19 protein-coding genes and 1 tRNA gene are annotated in these 17836 nt (G+C 41.7%); 18 read left to right on the top strand and 2 right to left on the bottom strand.

Annotated elements, in window-relative coordinates:
* Window positions 1–63: 63 nt before the first annotated feature.
* The gene (locus ACSBQP_RS17185) at window positions 64–1299 is read left to right on the top strand and encodes an aspartate kinase (protein ID WP_007501626.1); all 1236 of its coding nucleotides are present in this window, start codon (window positions 64–66) and stop codon (window positions 1297–1299) included.
* 168 nt (window positions 1300–1467) lie between these two features.
* Here ACSBQP_RS17185 and ACSBQP_RS17180 read toward each other — a convergent pair whose 3' ends face one another.
* Complete coding sequence (locus ACSBQP_RS17180; RefSeq protein ID WP_008345974.1) at window positions 1468–1911, bottom strand: YslB family protein; 444 nt, start codon at window positions 1909–1911, stop codon at window positions 1468–1470.
* Between the two features lie 283 nt (window positions 1912–2194).
* On the opposite strand from ACSBQP_RS17180, the gene ACSBQP_RS17175 reads away from it, so the two are divergent.
* The 5 genes from ACSBQP_RS17175 (at window position 2195) to ACSBQP_RS17155 (ending at window position 6737) form a co-directional block, all read left to right on the top strand.
* Entirely contained in the window at window positions 2195–2803 is a 609-nt protein-coding gene (locus ACSBQP_RS17175; RefSeq protein ID WP_007501622.1) for a succinate dehydrogenase cytochrome b558 subunit, read from the top strand.
* A gap of 37 nt (window positions 2804–2840) precedes the next feature.
* Window positions 2841–4601 (top strand): succinate dehydrogenase flavoprotein subunit, encoded by a 1761-nt coding sequence (sdhA, locus tag ACSBQP_RS17170; protein WP_008345971.1) that lies wholly within the window; start codon window positions 2841–2843, stop codon window positions 4599–4601.
* A gap of 1 nt (window position 4602) precedes the next feature.
* Window positions 4603–5367: a succinate dehydrogenase iron-sulfur subunit gene (gene sdhB / locus ACSBQP_RS17165; protein WP_017358239.1), complete on the top strand. Its 765-nt coding sequence runs from the start codon at window positions 4603–4605 to the stop codon at window positions 5365–5367.
* Between the two features lie 122 nt (window positions 5368–5489).
* Window positions 5490–5948 carry an acyl-CoA thioesterase gene (locus tag ACSBQP_RS17160; RefSeq protein WP_007501614.1) on the top strand — a complete coding sequence of 153 codons (459 nt, stop codon included), beginning with the start codon at window positions 5490–5492 and terminating at the stop codon, window positions 5946–5948.
* A gap of 72 nt (window positions 5949–6020) precedes the next feature.
* Entirely contained in the window at window positions 6021–6737 is a 717-nt protein-coding gene (locus ACSBQP_RS17155) for a biotin--[acetyl-CoA-carboxylase] ligase (protein ID WP_019744098.1), read from the top strand.
* Window positions 6738–6878: 141 nt separating this feature from the next.
* Here the strand turns inward: ACSBQP_RS17155 and ACSBQP_RS17150 are convergent, their stop codons facing one another.
* Window positions 6879–8009 (bottom strand): 2-methylaconitate cis-trans isomerase PrpF family protein, encoded by a 1131-nt coding sequence (locus ACSBQP_RS17150; protein WP_060832540.1) that lies wholly within the window; start codon window positions 8007–8009, stop codon window positions 6879–6881.
* Between the two features lie 135 nt (window positions 8010–8144).
* Between ACSBQP_RS17150 and ACSBQP_RS17145 the strand changes: the two genes are divergently transcribed.
* The 12 genes from ACSBQP_RS17145 (at window position 8145) to ACSBQP_RS17090 (ending at window position 17660) form a co-directional block, all read left to right on the top strand.
* On the top strand, window positions 8145–9005 hold the full coding sequence (locus tag ACSBQP_RS17145) for a LysR family transcriptional regulator (RefSeq protein ID WP_007501609.1): 861 nt from the start codon (window positions 8145–8147) through the stop codon (window positions 9003–9005).
* Between the two features lie 155 nt (window positions 9006–9160).
* Window positions 9161–10477, top strand: a complete 1317-nt coding sequence (locus ACSBQP_RS17140) for a CitMHS family transporter (RefSeq protein ID WP_217816507.1) — start codon at window positions 9161–9163, stop codon at window positions 10475–10477.
* Window positions 10478–10683: 206 nt separating this feature from the next.
* On the top strand, window positions 10684–10908 hold the full coding sequence (gene gerE / locus ACSBQP_RS17135) for a spore germination transcription factor GerE (RefSeq protein WP_003184172.1): 225 nt from the start codon (window positions 10684–10686) through the stop codon (window positions 10906–10908).
* Between the two features lie 149 nt (window positions 10909–11057).
* Entirely contained in the window at window positions 11058–11498 is a 441-nt protein-coding gene (locus tag ACSBQP_RS17130) for a MarR family winged helix-turn-helix transcriptional regulator (protein WP_007501606.1), read from the top strand.
* Window positions 11499–11505: 7 nt separating this feature from the next.
* Window positions 11506–12324 carry a glutamate racemase gene (racE, locus tag ACSBQP_RS17125; protein ID WP_206115577.1) on the top strand — a complete coding sequence of 273 codons (819 nt, stop codon included), beginning with the start codon at window positions 11506–11508 and terminating at the stop codon, window positions 12322–12324.
* Between the two features lie 101 nt (window positions 12325–12425).
* A complete protein-coding gene (locus ACSBQP_RS17120; RefSeq protein ID WP_035701809.1) occupies window positions 12426–13487 on the top strand; it encodes a GerMN domain-containing protein in 1062 nt (353 codons plus the stop codon).
* Between the two features lie 151 nt (window positions 13488–13638).
* A complete protein-coding gene (rph, locus tag ACSBQP_RS17115; protein ID WP_007501599.1) occupies window positions 13639–14367 on the top strand; it encodes a ribonuclease PH in 729 nt (242 codons plus the stop codon).
* Between the two features lie 10 nt (window positions 14368–14377).
* Complete coding sequence (locus tag ACSBQP_RS17110) at window positions 14378–14980, top strand: XTP/dITP diphosphatase (RefSeq protein WP_007501598.1); 603 nt, start codon at window positions 14378–14380, stop codon at window positions 14978–14980.
* A 14-nt stretch (window positions 14981–14994) separates the two neighbouring features.
* On the top strand, window positions 14995–15519 hold the full coding sequence (locus ACSBQP_RS17105; RefSeq protein WP_041092493.1) for a YfcE family phosphodiesterase: 525 nt from the start codon (window positions 14995–14997) through the stop codon (window positions 15517–15519).
* A 120-nt stretch (window positions 15520–15639) separates the two neighbouring features.
* Window positions 15640–15713, top strand: a tRNA-Arg gene (locus ACSBQP_RS17100).
* Window positions 15714–16002: 289 nt separating this feature from the next.
* The gene (locus ACSBQP_RS17095; RefSeq protein ID WP_217816508.1) at window positions 16003–17466 is read left to right on the top strand and encodes a hypothetical protein; all 1464 of its coding nucleotides are present in this window, start codon (window positions 16003–16005) and stop codon (window positions 17464–17466) included.
* 113 nt (window positions 17467–17579) lie between these two features.
* On the top strand, window positions 17580–17660 hold the full coding sequence (locus ACSBQP_RS17090) for a DUF4241 domain-containing protein (RefSeq protein WP_178897090.1): 81 nt from the start codon (window positions 17580–17582) through the stop codon (window positions 17658–17660).
* Window positions 17661–17836: the final 176 nt, after the last annotated feature.

Genomic DNA, 17836 nt, shown 5'->3' with positions numbered 1-17836 from the left:
TGAAAAGAGCAGTCTCCGCAGCCTCTTCTCTCACACGTGATCTTTTGAAAAAGGGTGGTAGACATGGGACTAATTGTACAAAAATTTGGTGGAACATCTGTTGGATCGACAGAAAAAATTCGCAATGCCGCAGAGAGAGTCATCGCTGAACGCGAGGCAGGAAATGATGTGGTCGTGGTTGTGTCTGCGATGGGCAAATCAACGGATGTTCTAGTAGACCTAGCGAAAGAACTCACAGATGATCCAAGCAAAAGAGAAATGGATATGCTACTGACAACTGGTGAGCAGGTGACCATTTCATTATTAGCGATGGCACTGCAAGCAAAAGGTTATGATGCCATTTCCTTTACAGGCTGGCAAGCTGGGATGAAAACAGAGAAGGTACACGGAAATGCAAGAATCGTGGACATCGATGAAGCAAGAATCAAAGAAGAACTGAGTGCGGGAAAAGTCGTCGTTGTAGCAGGTTTCCAAGGAATTGCGGATGATCTACATATTACAACACTTGGACGTGGTGGATCAGATACGACAGCAGTGGCACTAGCTGCGGCACTCAAAGCGGATAAATGTGATATTTATACGGACGTACCAGGTGTGTTTACAACAGATCCTCGTTATGTGCCGTCTGCGCGAAAACTTGCAGGAATTTCATACGATGAAATGCTTGAGTTAGCCAATTTAGGAGCAGGTGTGCTGCATCCGAGAGCGGTCGAATTTGCGAAAAATTATCAAATCCCACTAGAAGTCCGTTCTAGCATTGAAAATGAATCGGGTACGTTAATTGAGGAGGAATCATCCATGGAACAAAATTTAGTTGTAAGAGGCATTGCATTTGAAGATCAGATGACACGCGTGACGGTATGCGGCCTTTCAAGCGGTTTAACAACGCTATCGACTATTTTTACAACACTTGCAAAGCAAAATATCAATGTCGATATCATCATTCAGTCTGTCACAAGCACCAATCAGACCTCCATCTCTTTCTCTGTGAAAACGGATGATTTGTCTAAAACAGTTGAAGTATTAGAAGAATACAAAGGTGCGCTTGGTTATGAGCAGATTGAGACAGAAAGCAAATTAGCCAAAGTATCTATCGTTGGCTCTGGTATGGTCTCAAACCCAGGCGTTGCGGCTGAAATGTTCGCTGTGTTAGCTCAAAAAGACATTCAAGTGAAAATGGTCAGTACGTCTGAGATCAAAGTCTCCACAGTCGTTGATCGTGAAGATATGGTGAAAGCGGTAGAAGCCCTTCATGATGCGTTTGAATTATCAAAGGTGAGCGCCGCTGCTCATTCTTAAATCTTCAAAAAAGGTGTATCCCATGAAAGGATACACCTCTTTTTTATATTGGAAATCATCAGCATATGAAGAAAGAAAAACGTGCGTAAACCGTTACGCCAACTGTGCTATGATAGAAGGGTATATAAAAAAGGCGTGACACGAAGTCATCGCCTTTCATAAACAGTGTTAGCTAGGGTCTCTTAAATCCCATTTAACGGTTAAAATGACTTTATCAGCACGCTTTTTTACTTGTTCATAGGATTCAGCCACGTGCTCATTGAGAAGCTGAATCTGTTCAGCGATAAAACCTGCTTCCATTTGAAAGCATGGCTCCTTTTGATAGCTGAGTCGATTCGATACAAGTGGACCTTCGAGCTCAAACTCAATTTCCTGTTTTTTAGAATGGACCATCGTGAGAGTTCCCCATCCGGCATCATGGAAAAATTCGGGGATCTTTTCCCATGACTCTTGAGGAAATTTACGAGCAAGCAGTTTACCCGCAAAATACATCATAGATGAATGATCCTGACCAAGAATGTCAGGCAGCAGAACTTCGCGTATCAGCTCGTAGGCAAATCCATTGACTTCAATTTCTTTTAGCTGTTCTAAGTTAGATTCGAATTTATTCATTGTATGGCTCCCCTCTTTCAACAATTTATTATAGCTTATGTGGGCATATGATGACAGAGTTTTCCCTGAAGTCTAAGAAATTCTTATTGTAGTAAAACGAATTTTGATTTAAAACTTTTAAATTTCGGAAAATTTTAATTTATGTACGCGGTTTCTTGACGCTTTTTTGACATAGGAGTAAAATGAAATTGTCAATAAATTTGAATAAAGTGCTTACAATTGAAAGAAGCGGGGGTAAGACAATTTTCAAGCAATTGCACTTTTTTTACTAGGGGGTAAAGTAATGTCGGGGAACAAAGAATTTTTTTATCGGAGATTGCATTCTTTGCTTGGCGTCATTCCGGTCGGTCTATTTTTAGTACAGCACTTAGTGATTAACCACTTTGCGACGAATGGACCAGAGGCGTTTAACAAAGCTGCACACTTTATGGAACAGCTTCCATTCAGATATGCACTTGAGCTGTTCGTGATTTTCTTACCACTGATCTATCATGCTGTTTATGGGGTGTACATAGCCTTTACGGCACAAAACAACACGTCTCGCTTCAGTTACTTAAGAAACTGGTTGTTCAGACTGCAACGGATTACAGGTATCATCACATTGATTTTTGTCACTTGGCACGTATGGGAAACACGCATTCAAGCGCAGCTTGGGGCTGAAGTAAACTATGACATGATGGCGAATATTTTAAGCTCTCCATTTATGCTAGGTTTCTATATTGTCGGCGTTTTATCTACTATTTTCCACTTTGCTAATGGCTTGTGGTCATTTGCTGTCAGCTGGGGAATTACAGTTTCACCACGCTCACAAAGAATCTCCACATATGTGACATTAGGTATATTTATAGCGCTTTCATATGTAGGGCTAAGAGCAATTTTCGCTTTTGTTTAAGAGGAAATAGATTAGTAGAAGAGGGAGAGGGGCTACAATGAGTAATTCTAGCATCATCGTTGTCGGAGGCGGCTTAGCTGGTCTCATGGCAACTATCAAAGCAGCAGAAGCGGGAACAGCTGTTAAACTATTTTCAATCGTACCTGTGAAACGTTCGCATTCTGTTTGTGCACAGGGCGGAATTAACGGAGCGGTCAATACAAAAGGTGAAGGAGATTCACCTTATGAGCATTTTGATGACACGGTATATGGCGGAGACTTTTTAGCTAACCAGCCGCCAGTAAAGGCAATGTGTGAAGCAGCGCCGTCCATTATCCATTTACTTGATCGTATGGGTGTAATGTTTAACAGAACACCAGAAGGATTACTGGACTTCCGCCGTTTCGGGGGAACACAGCACCACCGTACAGCATTTGCTGGTGCGACAACAGGTCAGCAGTTATTATACGCACTAGATGAGCAGGTTCGCCGCTATGAAGTAGCGGGTCTTGTGACGAAATATGAAGGCTGGGAATTCCTTGGTGCTGTCTTAGATGACGAGGAAGTATGCCGAGGTATTGTCGCACAGAACTTGACGACAATGGAAATCGAATCCTTCCGTTCAGATGCTGTCATCATGGCAACAGGCGGCCCTGGTATCGTATTCGGTAAATCAACGAACTCCATGATTAATACCGGATCAGCTGCATCGATCGTTTATCAGCAAGGTGCTCATTATGCTAATGGAGAATTCATTCAAATTCACCCAACAGCGATCCCAGGAGATGACAAGCTGCGTCTCATGAGTGAATCAGCTCGTGGTGAAGGTGGAAGAGTTTGGACATATAAAGACGGAAAACCTTGGTACTTCCTTGAAGAAAAGTACCCAGCATACGGGAACCTTGTACCGCGTGACATTGCAACGCGTGAAATTTTCGACGTATGTGTGGAGCAAAAGCTTGGCATCAACGGAGAGAACATGGTGTACCTAGATCTTTCTCACAAAGATCCAAAAGAGCTTGATATTAAGCTTGGCGGAATCATTGAAATCTATGAAAAATTCATGGGTGATGACCCGCGTAAGCTTCCGATGAAAATTTTCCCGGCTGTTCATTATTCAATGGGCGGATTATGGGTTGATTATGATCAAATGACGAATATCAAAGGCTTGTTTGCTGCAGGAGAATGTGATTACTCTATGCACGGCGGAAACAGACTTGGTGCAAACTCATTGCTTTCAGCGATTTACGGTGGAATGGTTGCTGGACCAAATGCTGTGAAATACATTAGCGGTCTTGAAAAGTCTGCAGAAGATTTATCATCTGCAACATTCGACAGTGCCGTGAAGAAAGAGCAGGAGAAATGGGACAACATCCTTAGCATGGATGGCACAGAAAATGCATATGTGCTTCATAAAGAGCTTGGAGAATGGATGACGGACAACGTGACAGTGGTTCGTTACAACGAGAAGCTCTTAAAAACAGATCAGAAGATTGAAGAACTGATGGAGCGCTATAAGCATATTAACATCAACGATACAGCTTCATGGAGCAACCAAGGCGCTGCCTTCACGCGTCAGCTTGACAACATGCTTCAGCTGGCACGTGTCATTACGATTGGGGCTTACAACCGGAATGAAAGCCGAGGCGCACACTATAAACCGGAATTCCCAGAAAGAAACGATGAAGAATTCCTAAAAACAACGATGGCTACGTTCAAAGGGAAAAACCAAAAACCTGCATTCCACTATGAGGACGTCGATGTATCGTTAATTGCACCTCGTAAACGAGATTACTCGAAGAAAAAGGTGGAGAAATAAGATGAGTGAAAAAAATACGATTCAATTTATTATCACACGTCAAGATACAGCAGATGGCAAGCCTTATGATGAGGAATTCGAAATCCCTTACCGTCCGAATATGAACGTCATTTCTGCACTCATGGAAATCAGACGTAATCCGGTCAATAAAAAAGGTGAAAAAACAACGGCGATCAACTGGGACATGAACTGTCTTGAAGAAGTATGTGGCGCTTGTTCCATGGTCATTAATGGAAAGCCTCGCCAGTCATGTACAGCACTGATTGATCAGTTAGATCAGCCGATCCGTCTTCAGCCGATGAAAACTTTCCCGGTTGTGAGAGACTTGCAGGTTGATCGAAGTCGTATGTTCAATTCATTGAAAAAAGTCAAAGCATGGGTGCCAATCGATGGCACATATGATCTTGGACCTGGACCAAGAATGCCTGAGAAAAAGCGTCAATGGGCGTATGAGCTTTCAAAGTGTATGACATGTGGTGTCTGCCTTGAAGCTTGTCCAAACGTGAATGATAAGTCTTCCTTTATGGGCCCTGCACCGCTTTCACAAGTTCGTCTATTTAACGCACATCCGACAGGTGCAATGAATAAGTCTGACCGTTTAGAAGAAATTATGGGTGATGGCGGTCTTGCAAACTGCGGGAACTCTCAAAACTGTGTGCAGGCTTGTCCGAAAGGAATCCCGCTCACAACATCAATTGCAGCACTTAACCGAGATACAACATTACAAGCTTTCCGTAACTTCTTCGGAAGCGATCACGCAGAATAACATCACATTCAGTCCTCCTTGCCAATCATGATGAGTGTTTACAAGAGGCTGGATGCAAAAACATAACAAACGCCTCTTCCAATACGGGAGAGGCGTTTGTTTGCGAATAAGGAGTGGATCAAATGAGGCTGCCGTCATATATTGAAGAACCGTTTGAAGAGTGGAGGGCATCGTTTCGATTTTATGTGGAAACAACCGTCCGTTTTTCAGAAACGGATATGTTTGGTCACATGAACAATGTCACCCCATTTGTGTATTTTGAAGAGGCGCGGATTGCCTTCTTTCAAAAAACGGGAATTGTAGATAAGCGAATGAAGCGCGCGAGAGAGACGATTACGGTCGTGGCAAACCTTCAATGTGATTACATCAAGCAAGTGGAAATCGGTGAGAGGCTGCGTGTGTATGTAAAGCCAGAAAAGGTTGGATCAAGCTCTCTCATCCTTCATTATTTAGGAGAAAATGAACAGCAAGAACCGTGTTTTACAGGCTCAGTCACGATGGTGCAAATAAGTAAAGACACCGGTGCCCCTGTACCGTTTACAGAAGAGGAAAAAGAGACTTTTCAGGCCCAGCGACATTAAAGAATCACGGTCACATGTTTCATTTTGTTATAATAAAAGAATCATAATGGAGAAGAAACAAAAGGAGAGCACATGAAGATTTTTCAATACGACACCATTGATAGTACAAATAATGAAGCGAAAAGGCTTATTCAGCAAGGAGAAACCCCTTCATTTGCTGTATATGCCCGGCAGCAGACAGCAGGGAGAGGCAGGCTTGGCAGACCGTGGGAAACGCCTACAGGGAATGTAGCTGTCACGATGACAGTAAAACCGCCAGTAGATATCTCCACCCAATCAACGATTGCCCCGCTGACGGCACTTGCCATTTATGATGTACTCAAACCACTCATGAGAGCAGAGGATCAACTGGCGATCAAATGGCCAAATGATCTATTGATTAATGAAGCGAAAGTATCTGGCACATTAATTGAAGCAGACCGCAGCGCCATTTACATCGGTGTGGGCATCAATGTAGAGACAAAGCCGGAGCACGTTCCGTATAAAACCGTTTGTCTATCAGAACTCACTGAGGTGAAAGCGGACCAGCTAGTGAAAGATCTGGTAGCGGCCTTTGAAAAATACCATGCACGCTGGCAAATGGAAGGATTTGAAGCCCTCACTGCCCTTTATAACAAACGATTATATCGGCTGAATCAACCGCTTCGTATTTCATTAGATCGTGAAAAGCAAACATGGCAGGAAGGAATTTGCTGTGGTGTGAACCGTTATGGTCATATTCAGTTAAAAGATGATCAAGGACATATAAAAGCCCATTCAGCAGGAGATATTGATGCACCGCCCAAGTAGACAATTTCTCGTTCGATTAGTGTCTAGAAAACCGTTACATTCGATGTTAGAACGGAGTGCTTTAAGATCTTTACACTGAAAAAAAGACAAAGAGCTAAAATCAGTTCATTTTAGCTCTTTGTCGACAAGATGACGTCTCATTTATGCTTCTCTTTTTATTTGAGGTTGAACCATGTAGTCTTGTTTTGTAAAGACCACTCCATCTAGAATTTCTCTTGCGGTTCGAATGACTTTCACTCTATTTTGTGAGATATCAATTTCAGTTTGCATAATACCAGCAGGATGCCCAATACGGAGTGTGTCATCTTTTCCTTGAAACAGCTGTGCCGGAAGCGTTTGATCCATGAAACAGCTGGCTGACACACAGACAGATCCGGTAATGGCAAGTGCTTGGTGCGGTCTTTGCATCGATAGCATCCGAACGATGATGTCCATATCTGCTGCTCTTCTCAATATTCCATTTGTATCTACATAATCAGCAGGCTCGCTAATAATTGCAAGCTTAGGAACAGCTGGAGACTGTAATGTGGCCAGTTCTTTTGGTGCAAAGTGGCACATTTCAGCAGCGATGGAGCGAATCTCTTCTAAATCATCCAGCAATTCGTCTGTAAACTCCTCAGGCAATTCAGTTCCTTTTAATTGAATATCTTTGGCACGGACAAAAGCGATTGGATTTGCAATGTCAACGATTGAGATCGGAATCTCTCCAAACTTTGTCTGGATCGTATCCATTTTGTTTCCAGTCGGAAAGGTTTTACCTGTGACAGCGCCTTCAGGTTTCTCAAAGGATAAATAAATGGGAGAACCTGTTCCTTTCACTCCTGGAATTTCTGCCTGTCCTTCAAATTTTACTTCTCCGTTCTCGACTTCTACCTCTGCCACAATGATTTTATTCGTGTTGGTATTCAGAATACGTACTGTTGTGACAGGCTCAACTGCTTGGACAAGTCCTTTAATGATGGCATACGGTCCAACTGCTGATGAGATATTCCCACAGTTTCCTTTAAAGTCGACAAATCTTTCATTGATGCTGACTTGTGCAAACGTATAGTTCACATCCACATCTGGACGAGTGGCTTTATCGATAATGGCCACCTTACTTGTTAAAGAATTACCGCCCCCGATTCCATCAACTTGCAGCCGGTCAGGGCTGCCCATAATGTCTAATAGAAATGCTTCGAGCTCATCGTGTTCGTAAGGTGCATCATTGGCTTGAATGAAGACCCCTTTGCTTGTACCGCCTCGCATGATTGTGATTGGAACTTTTCTCATTGCTCTCACCCTCAATTGTTTAGTTACTATTTATCTAATCAAAATGGTAAAGTATAATAAGAAATAAGTTAAATACATTATTTTAAGAGAAACTGATAAAATATTTTTATAACAAGGTCAAAAGGAGGGCACACAATGGATGAGAAAGACTGGCGGTTTTTAAAGGTGCTATATGAAGAGAAGAACATCACAAAAGCGGCAGAAAAATTATTTGTCTCGCAGCCTGCCTTAAGTTATCGATTGAAACAACTTGAAGAGGAATTTGACATGAAGCTTTTCTTTAAAAGAAAACGAGGCATTGAATTTACATCAGAGGGCGAATACTTGGCTAAATACGCAAATGACATGCTCAAGCAGCTCCAGCAAACGAAAGATGGCATGCTCAATATGCAAAAAAAGGTCAAAGGAACGATCAGGCTAGGGGTGTCGAGTAACTTTGCTCAATATAAACTGCCGGAAATTTTAAGAGAGTTTTCTAAGCAGTATCCACATGTTCAATTTATGGTGAACACAGGATGGAGCACAAAAGTCATGGATTTATTAGGGACATCAAGTGTACATTTAGGCATTTTAAGAGGAGATTACGACTGGAATGGAGAGCGATTTTTGCTTGATAAAGAACGCCTTTGTATCATTTCAAAATCAGAAATACAGCTAAAGGACCTACCGAAGCTGCCGCTCATTGACTATCACACGGATAGTTCATTAAAACGATTGATTAACAGATGGTGGCAGGAGACATTCACGATGCCTCCGCTTGTGACAATGGAGACAGACAGGCAAGATACATCAAAAGAGATGGTGAAGCATGGTTTAGGTTATGCCATTGTCCCGGAAATTTGCCTCAGACCAAGTGATGAGCTATTTGTAAAAGGTCTTTCGTATAAAGATGGACAGCCTGTTTTAAGAGATACATGGCTCATGTACCAGCCGGATTCCCTTCATTTGTCTGTTGTGAAAGCATTCATTGAGTTTTTAAGAAGTCAGCAAGGCTAATTATAAAAAAAATTTATTGAATAGACGAAAAAATCGATATTTTCATTATAAAAAAAGCTATTATATCCTTGAAATAGAAAGCGCTAACATTTCGGGCCGCAAGTGCAAAAGGGGCGCTTGTGGATCGTGTAAAGAAGAGGATGGAGGGATATGAAGTGCTAGCTATTTTAGGGATCTTGATGGTCGTGACTTTTACATTTCTTATTATGACAAAACGTATGCATCCGGTGGTGGCTCTAACCGTTGTGCCAATCATCTTTGCATTAATCGGTGGATTTTACAGCGGATTAGGGGACATGATGCTTGATGGGCTCAAGACCGTTGCACCATCTGCTGCTTTATTGTTATTTGCCATCTTATTCTTCGGTGTCATGCTGGATGCTGGATTGTTTGACCCGTTGATCAAACTGATTTTACGCCTTGTGAAAGGCGATCCGGTCAAAATTGCTTTTGGGGTAGCGATTTTGTCTATGCTTGTTGCATTAGATGGTGATGGGACCACAACGTACATGATTACCGTATCAGCTATGTTGCCACTTTTCTTAAGAATTGGGATGAACCCACTGATTTTAGGGACGATTTCATTATTATCACTAGGCATTATGAGTGGAATGACGCCTTGGGGCGGTCCAGCTACTCGTGCGATTGCTGCACTTGGTTTAGATGCAGCGGAATTCTTCATTCCATTACTCCCGACGATGATAGGGGGCGGTCTTTTTATCCTTTTTACAGCGTATGTTCTTGGAAAAAAAGAACGGAAGCGCATTGGGGTTGCCGAGATTAAGTATAAAGAAGAGGTCTCGATCTCTCCTGAATTGGCGGCATCAATTGAAGATGGCGTAGCTGATATGAAGAGACCAAACTTGATTTGGGTTAACTTCTTCCTGACGATTGCTGTCATGGTCACGCTTGTATTGGATATCGTACCGATTCCTGTACTCTTTCTCATTGGCTTTGTCATTGCGCTTATGATCAACTATCCAAAAGTGGAAGATCAGCGTGAGCGGATTCTATCGCATGCAGGAAATGCCTTAACGGTCATTACCCTTGTGTTTGCAGCAGGAATTTTCACAGGCATTTTTTCGGGAACAAAAATGGTGGAGTCCATTGCTAACTTGGTCATTTACATGATTCCAGATTCATACAGCTCATTTTTTCCACTCATTGTCGCTTTGACGAGTATGCCATTTACATTTGTTCTTTCAAATGATGCGTATTATTTCGGGGTGCTGCCAATCTTAGCTGAAGCTGGCGCAGCTTACGGAATTGATCCAGTAGAAATTGCGCGCGCCTCTATTATCGGACAGCCCGTCCATTTACTGAGTCCGCTTGTCGCTTCCACATTACTGCTTGTGAGTATGCTGAATAAAGATATAGGCGATTTGCAAAAGTACGCACTGTTATGGACCGTATTAACAGCCCTGTTTACAACACTAATTGCTCTTTTAACAGGAGCCATTTCGATATTTTAAAAGCTTGTTTGATCAAGGACGATGTCTCTATAGGGGACTCGTCCTTTTTTGTGCGGCTTGAAGGGGAGGAAATTGGACGCTCATCTGCGGGAATTCTCGATTTTAACGTCACCTACCTCAAGTACCCGGCATATGATATCTCGACTATACAGAATCCCATTCTATAGAGACTAGAGCTCTCACCTTAGCAAGGAGGGTTACAATACTTGAAGGAGAAAGAGTTTCAATCCAAGCCGCTATTAACCAAAAGAGAAAGAGAAGTATTCGAATTGCTCGTCCAAGATAAAACAACAAAAGAAATTGCAAGCGAGCTTTTTATTAGCGAAAAGACTGTTCGAAATCATATTTCGAATGCCATGCAAAAGCTAGGAGTCAAAGGTCGTTCACAGGCCGTAGTCGAGCTTCTGCGTATGGGTGAGCTAGAGCTCTAACGTCAGCCGGTTTTCCTTCCGCACCAGGGAGGAGCCGGTTATTTCTATATCGTTTCCATGAGTCTCTTCTTGCAATTTCATTGAAAAACGAGGAAAATAGGAATGTACGTTTTAATCAAAGTGAGATGCTATAGTGAGGTATCAATGAAATGGAAACGAATGAGTCAGGCCATGTTGCAGAAATTGAAAAATCATTGCGCCATATTGCTGCAATCATTAAGCAAAAAGGTAGAGAAATTCTGAATCAATATACGATTACACCTCCTCAATTTGTAGGGCTTCAGTGGCTTTATGAATTCGGAGATATGACAATAGGTGAGCTATCACAAAAGATGTATTTGGCTTGCAGCACGACAACCGATTTAATTGACCGAATGGAAAAAAGTGAACTTGTTGAACGGGTGAAAGATCCGTCTGACCGCCGCGTGGTTCGCATTCATTTATTACCTGAAGGTGAGCGGATCATTCAAGAAGTGATTGTCAAACGCCAAGAATACGTCAGTGAACTTCTAGGGGCTTTCTCAGAAGAAGAAGCCATCGTTTTCAACCAGTCTTTAACGAAACTACAGCAGCAAATGAAAAGAAAATGAGGCGATTTTGTTGGATCAACCCATCGGCGTGATTGATTCCGGCGTAGGCGGTTTAACCGTTGCGAAGGAAATCATGAGACAACTGCCAAAAGAAAAGATTATTTATGTAGGCGACACAAAACGATGTCCATACGGCCCTCGAGCAGAAGAAGAGGTTCTTCAATATACATGGGAAATGGCGCACTACCTATTAAGACATCACCATATTAAAATGCTAGTCATTGCATGTAACACTGCGACGGCGATAGCACTTGATGAAATTAAAGCAACACTTGATATCCCGGTCATTGGTGTGATCCAGCCCGGAGCCCGCACAGCGATCAAGGTCACAAACAATCAGCATATTGGCGTGATCGGCACTGCCAATACGATCAAAAGTGAAGCTTATAAAGAAGCACTGCTCTCTTTAAAAGCAGGACTAACTGTTCAAAGTCTGGCATGTCCATTGCTTGTGCCATTTGTGGAAAGTGGTACGTTTTTAGATCGTGCAGCAGATGAAGTCGTAAAAGCTTCTCTTGAACCGATGAAAGAAACAGGCATTGATACACTCATTCTTGGCTGCACGCACTACCCGATTTTAAAAGAACCGATTCAGCGTTTTATGGGCAGTGGCGTCAATATCATTTCATCAGGAGATGAGACAGCGAGAGAAGCGAGCACCATTCTTTCATATAAAGGGCTGTTAAATGATTCGAAGGAAGAGCCTGTTCATACTTTTTATACAACAGGGCAGCAGCAAAACTTTCAAAACATCGCTCAAGACTGGTTCGGCTACCTGCCAGGAAAGGTCGAAACGGTTTCGCTTGAACACGTATATCAGCAATAACCTACTTCTCATGGAAGTGGGTTATTTTTTTATGAAAAGGGTCTAATCCTCTGAGGGAGCTCGTATACATACTAGTACAAACCACTAGAGGAGGGTGAAGTATGCTGAAAAAAGGAACTACAGCAGCTGTTACGTGTATTGCGTCAGCCATGCTTTTATCAGGATGCGGATTGTTTCAAACAGACCAAGCGAAAACAGAGATTGATCCACCACAAAATGTCACGTTTGTGAAAGAAAATAAAGAAGAGAAACAAACAGCGAAAGAAGGAAAAGAAGAGAAGCAAGCAGATACCGTCATGAGAGAATTATATTTAATTGATAAAAATGGGTATGTTGTGTCTCAATCCATTCCGCTGCCGAAAAATGAAGGAAGTGCGAAACAAACACTTGAATACCTCGTAGACGGGGGACCGATTTCTAACCTGATGCCAAATGGATTCAGAGCCGTGCTGCCGGCGGACACGAGCGTATCTGTCGATATTAAAGATGGCACAGCGGTTGTGGATTTCTCAAATGAATTCAAAAACTATAAAAAAGAAGACGAACAGCGCATTTTACAATCAGTCACTTGGACATTAACGCAGTTTGATTCGGTAGCGAAAGTCAAATTAAAGATGAATGGCCATGAATTAAAAGAGATGCCTGTGAATGGGACACCGATTTCAGATGATTTAAGCAGAGAGGACGGCATTAATATTCAGCACGAGGCTGCGGCTGATATGACATCGACAAAGCCTGTGACCGTCTACTATTTAGCTGAATCTGACAAACAGACGTACTATGTCCCGGTGACCAAAAGAGCACCAAAAGACGATGATGATCCAATTACAGCAGCCATTGATGAGCTCGTCTCTGGGCCAAGCAAAACAAGCCAATTGCTGACAGACTTTGATCAAGATGTGAAGCTGAATGATGTCCCGAAAGTAAAAGACGGTCATGTGACACTAGATTTCAATGAATCCATTTTTGGCAGTGCAGATGAAAAGAAAAAGGTCATTTCACAAAAAGTTCTTGATAGCATTGTGCTGACATTAACAGAGCTGCCAGATGTGAAAAGCGTGTCAGTGAAGGTAAACGGAAAGGCAGAGCTTGTGAACGAAAAAGGAACAGAACTCACAAAGCCAGTTTCAAGACCAGAACAAGTGAATACAGGTAGTTTTTAAGGTCACACATTGATATAATGGAGAAAAAGAGGCATGCACATTCGCTGCCTCTTTTTTATTCCAAGCGATTAGAACGGATCGAGGTTGTCAAAGTTAATAGGAGAACCCCGCTGACACCCGCGCGGAATGTATATCGTAACGGAGGTAAATCATGAGATTAGATGAAAGACAATACGACGAATTAAGAAAAATTGAAATACAGGCAGGCTACATCACGCATCCAGAAGGCTCTGTCTTAATCTCAGCGGGAAATACGAAGGTGATTTGTAACGCATCTATCGAGGACCGCGTACCTCCTTTTTTAAGAGGAGAAGGAAAAGGCTGGATTACAGCAGAATATAGCATGCTTCCAAGAGCAACGGCTCAAAGAACGATAAGAGAATCATCTAAAGGAAAAGTCACAGGACGTACAATGGAGATCCAGCGTTTAATTGGACGAGCTCTGCGCGCAGTCGTTGACTTAGAAAAGCTTGGTGAACGCACCATTTGGATTGATTGTGATGTCATTCAAGCAGACGGCGGAACACGCACAGCATCTATTACAGGTGCATTTGTGGCCATGACACTAGCGATTCAAAAGCTTCAATCAGAAGGCGTTTTGAAAGAAAATCCGATCACTGATTATTTAGCCGCGATATCCGTCGGAATTGATTCTAAACAGGGACTTCTGTTAGATTTAAATTATGAAGAAGATTCTTCAGCTGAAGTGGATATGAATGTCATCATGACAGGCGCTGGACGCTTTGTTGAACTTCAAGGTACTGGCGAAGAAGCGACATTCTCAAGAGAACAACTAAACGGACTGCTTGATTTAGCCGAAAAAGGCATCAAAGAATTAATTGAAAAGCAAAAAGCAGTGACAGGAGAAGTTATCGAATAAAGAGAAGGGTTTGATCAGGATGAAAACTGCCATCATCGCAACGCACAATGCGGGCAAAGCGAAAGAATTCAAAGCCATTCTTGAGCCAAAAGGATTCACGGTCAAAACACTAGCGGACATCGGATTTACGGAAGAGATCGAAGAAACAGGACATACCTTTGAAGAAAATGCGATCATCAAAGCCGAGGCCATTCAAGCCAAAGCAGGTGAAATGGTGATTGCAGACGACTCGGGTCTGTCGATTGATTACCTTGGCGGAAAACCTGGCGTCTATTCAGCGAGGTACGCGGGCGAGCATAAAGACGATGCCGAGAACGTGGAAAAGGTGCTAAATGAGCTGCAAGGCATCGAAAAAGAAGACCGCACTGCTAGATTCAGATGTGCCCTGGCTGTCAGTATACCGGGGAAAGAGACCAAAACGGTAGAAGGATCAGTAGAAGGATTCATCGCAGAAGAACCGATCGGCGAAAACGGCTTCGGATACGACCCAATTTTCATCGTCAAAGACAAAGACCAGACGATGGCCGAGTTATCACCAGAGGAAAAAAACAAGATCAGCCATCGAGCGGTCGCGCTTCAAAAGCTTTCATCACTGCTAGACGCAAATGAATAAGGGGGAATGAAGCCATGAAGATACTCATCATTAGTGACAGTCATGGACTCACAGACGAACTTCAAACCATTGCCAAACGGCATGCGGCTGAAGTGGACATGATGATTCACTGCGGAGATTCAGAACTCGAAACGAACCACCCAGCACTCGAAGGATACAAAGTCGTCAAAGGAAATTGTGACTTTATGGGCGATTTTCAAGAAGAGCTCCTGCTCCCACTCGACGGAGGCGGAAAACTATTTCTCACTCACGGACATCTGCATGGCATCAAACAATCCTTGCTTCAAGTCTACTACCGTGCAGAAGAGCTAGGCGCAGACATTATCTGCTTTGGCCACTCGCACATCCCTGGCAGTGAACTGCTAAGAGGAAAACTGCTCATTAACCCAGGCAGCGTGCACCTGCCAAGAGTGCGCAAAGAGCGCAGCTATGCTATACTGACACTAGATGGAAGCGAAGCAAACGTACAGTTTTTCACGGACGAAGGTCACGTCATACAAGACCTCGAAAACACTGTCACATTGGAAGGTATTTCATAAGGGTGCAGCATTTGCCCCTTATGAAAAAACTTTCGAAAAACCGTTGACTTTAAAGAACAATAGTAATATAATAAATCTTGTCGCTGAGGTAATACGCCAAAGCACACTACATAACAACATGTCCCAGTAGCTCAGCAGGATAGAGCAACGGCCTTCTAAGCCGTCGGTCGGGAGTTCGAATCTCTCCTGGGACGTATAATTAAAAAAGGTCTGAAATTCTTTACTATAAAGGATTTCAGACCTTTTTTGTTTGGTGGAACTTAAGCTTGTTTTTTGCTTCAGATTAGGGTTTTGGGAGCGAATTTAATTATAGGTTGTTCTTTTTATAAAATCTAAGAAATTTCATTTAGTTTTCGATTTGTCATCGTTTAAATTAAGTAGAATAATGTAAAAATTTGAAATGGTAACAAGATAATTGTTGAAATATCTTTTTCTGTTGGATAGAATTAACATTGCGCAAGTGCTAAAGAAAAGGGGATGAAAATGGGTATAAATGTTTATTTTTCTGACTTTTTCAATATAGATGCAAAAGTGGTTGAAGATTATGGAGCTTTTGATGTTTCCCTGATAAATGATTTTCCATTATTTATTGACCCTTTCCTTCTTTTTAATAGTAGTAAGAAAGAGTATCAAGAACTACATGATGGAATAATTAAGTATTTGATGTTCTTAAAAGATAAAGCACAAGCAAAAAAGATTTCCGCTGGTCTGTTAAAGGCATGGTTTATGTTTCCTGAAATCAAGCAGAACTGGCTTGGATTTTCTAAGAGTGGAAATGTAGGTAGCGGTCTAGGTAAAGATTTTGCAAAAGCTTTGCATTCAAATCTCAATAAGATACTTTCGAATTTTGGAGAAGAACAAGTAACAGAAAGCAGTCACCTTGAAAAACTCTGTATAATTAAAGAGAAGGTTGGAAAGGACAGTATAAGTGATTTTACTACTAGATTAATTCATGAATATTTACTTAAATTTACTCAAACTTTTGCTTTGAAATATTTAGATAAGAAGGACGTAAAAAAGGTCTCTGTCAATAATGTGAGATTTAATTATAAAACAGAGACATGGGAAAATGGTACTTTTCAATTACCTTATAAGAATGGAGATTACGTGTTGCTCTCGCCAGTTGATATCTTAACAAAGGACGAAACATGGATAAACAAAGCAGATATGGTAAAGGACTTTTCTCTTATTCCACCAAGTATTGATAACGAACAGTTGAGGTTTCAAATTAATAATTATTTTCAATCTATACTTCCCAAAAAGCCATCTCAAAAAGACAGAAACCTTGCTGTAGGTAGACTTATATCTGAATACCCTGAATTTGTTGATTACTATATTAAGTATAAGGAAGAACGAGGAGATCAGGCGAAAGCAAAAAGCATTGAGAAAGTGAAAGAATCAGTAAGAATTTACGTTGACAATTTTAAATCCATAATTGCTTTACTTGAGAAAGAAACGGGATTTTATCAAACGAATGGTGATACTTTTGAGGAATCCTTGAAACGAGTCAAATATATGAAGCGTGTTATTGAGAACAATGATGGATATCGAATATTCTATTCTAAAGGTAAGCCAATTAAAAGGGAAGAAGATCTCCAAATCTTGTATAGGCTAACCTGGTTTGCAAGTGAGTCAGACGTTAATAGGGAAGTGAATAATGGTCGCGGTCCAGTGGATTACAAAGTATCCAGGGGGAATAAAGATAAAACATTGATTGAATTTAAGTTAGCCAGTAATTCACAGTTGAAGAGAAATTTACAGAACCAAGTGGAAGTATATGAAAATGCAAATGACACAAAAAAATCAATTAAAGTCATTCTTTATTTTTCTGAACAAGAACTTAATAAAGTAGTCAATATTCTGAGTGATTTAAAGCTGGCAAAAGCACAGAATATAATACTTATTGATGCAAGGTCCGACAACAAACCGTCAGCTTCAACTACTTAAGGAGTAGCGGGACCACATCCAGTTTAAGTATAGGGAAGTGTGAACAAGTTATTTGAATGACCAAAAAAGAGGACTGGCTCGTCACCCGTTTTCATGACTAGGTGGACATTGCCATGTTTACGACAGGATTCGGTGACGGGATGTACCCAAGCTTTTGGGGGCAGATCAAAACGGAGAACCTGCTTGCATTGTGACAGACTTTCTAATAATGAAATCATAAGAAACCCATGAAACCATGGGTTTCTCAGGCTGTCGAGAAAATCTCGACAGCTTTATTTTTTCCCTTAAATTTTCCACTATCCCATTTTATAATAGAGAAAAGCATACTAAAGGAAGGTGTTTTTCTCATGTTCCACACTAGAAATTCTTC

The organism is Bacillus sp. G402, from assembly GCF_051172515.1.
GTDB lineage: Bacteria > Bacillota > Bacilli > Bacillales > Bacillaceae > Bacillus > Bacillus altitudinis.
The sequence above is the reverse complement of the archived record's forward strand: the minus strand, read 5'-3'. Positions and strand labels throughout refer to the sequence as shown.

Coding starts and splice junctions, on each gene's coding strand:
- ACSBQP_RS17185 (WP_007501626.1), top strand. CDS start 64: ATGGGACTAATTGTACAAAAATTTGGTGGAACATCTGTTGGATCGACA.
- ACSBQP_RS17180 (WP_008345974.1), bottom strand. CDS start 1,911: ATGAATAAATTCGAATCTAACTTAGAACAGCTAAAAGAAATTGAAGTC.
- ACSBQP_RS17175 (WP_007501622.1), top strand. CDS start 2,195: ATGTCGGGGAACAAAGAATTTTTTTATCGGAGATTGCATTCTTTGCTT.
- sdhA (WP_008345971.1), top strand. CDS start 2,841: ATGAGTAATTCTAGCATCATCGTTGTCGGAGGCGGCTTAGCTGGTCTC.
- sdhB (WP_017358239.1), top strand. CDS start 4,603: ATGAGTGAAAAAAATACGATTCAATTTATTATCACACGTCAAGATACA.
- ACSBQP_RS17160 (WP_007501614.1), top strand. CDS start 5,490: ATGAGGCTGCCGTCATATATTGAAGAACCGTTTGAAGAGTGGAGGGCA.
- ACSBQP_RS17155 (WP_019744098.1), top strand. CDS start 6,021: ATGAAGATTTTTCAATACGACACCATTGATAGTACAAATAATGAAGCG.
- ACSBQP_RS17150 (WP_060832540.1), bottom strand. CDS start 8,009: ATGAGAAAAGTTCCAATCACAATCATGCGAGGCGGTACAAGCAAAGGG.
- ACSBQP_RS17145 (WP_007501609.1), top strand. CDS start 8,145: ATGGATGAGAAAGACTGGCGGTTTTTAAAGGTGCTATATGAAGAGAAG.
- ACSBQP_RS17130 (WP_007501606.1), top strand. CDS start 11,058: ATGGAAACGAATGAGTCAGGCCATGTTGCAGAAATTGAAAAATCATTG.
- ACSBQP_RS17120 (WP_035701809.1), top strand. CDS start 12,426: ATGCTGAAAAAAGGAACTACAGCAGCTGTTACGTGTATTGCGTCAGCC.
- rph (WP_007501599.1), top strand. CDS start 13,639: ATGAGATTAGATGAAAGACAATACGACGAATTAAGAAAAATTGAAATA.
- ACSBQP_RS17105 (WP_041092493.1), top strand. CDS start 14,995: ATGAAGATACTCATCATTAGTGACAGTCATGGACTCACAGACGAACTT.
- ACSBQP_RS17095 (WP_217816508.1), top strand. CDS start 16,003: ATGGGTATAAATGTTTATTTTTCTGACTTTTTCAATATAGATGCAAAA.
- ACSBQP_RS17090 (WP_178897090.1), top strand. CDS start 17,580: ATGTTTACGACAGGATTCGGTGACGGGATGTACCCAAGCTTTTGGGGG.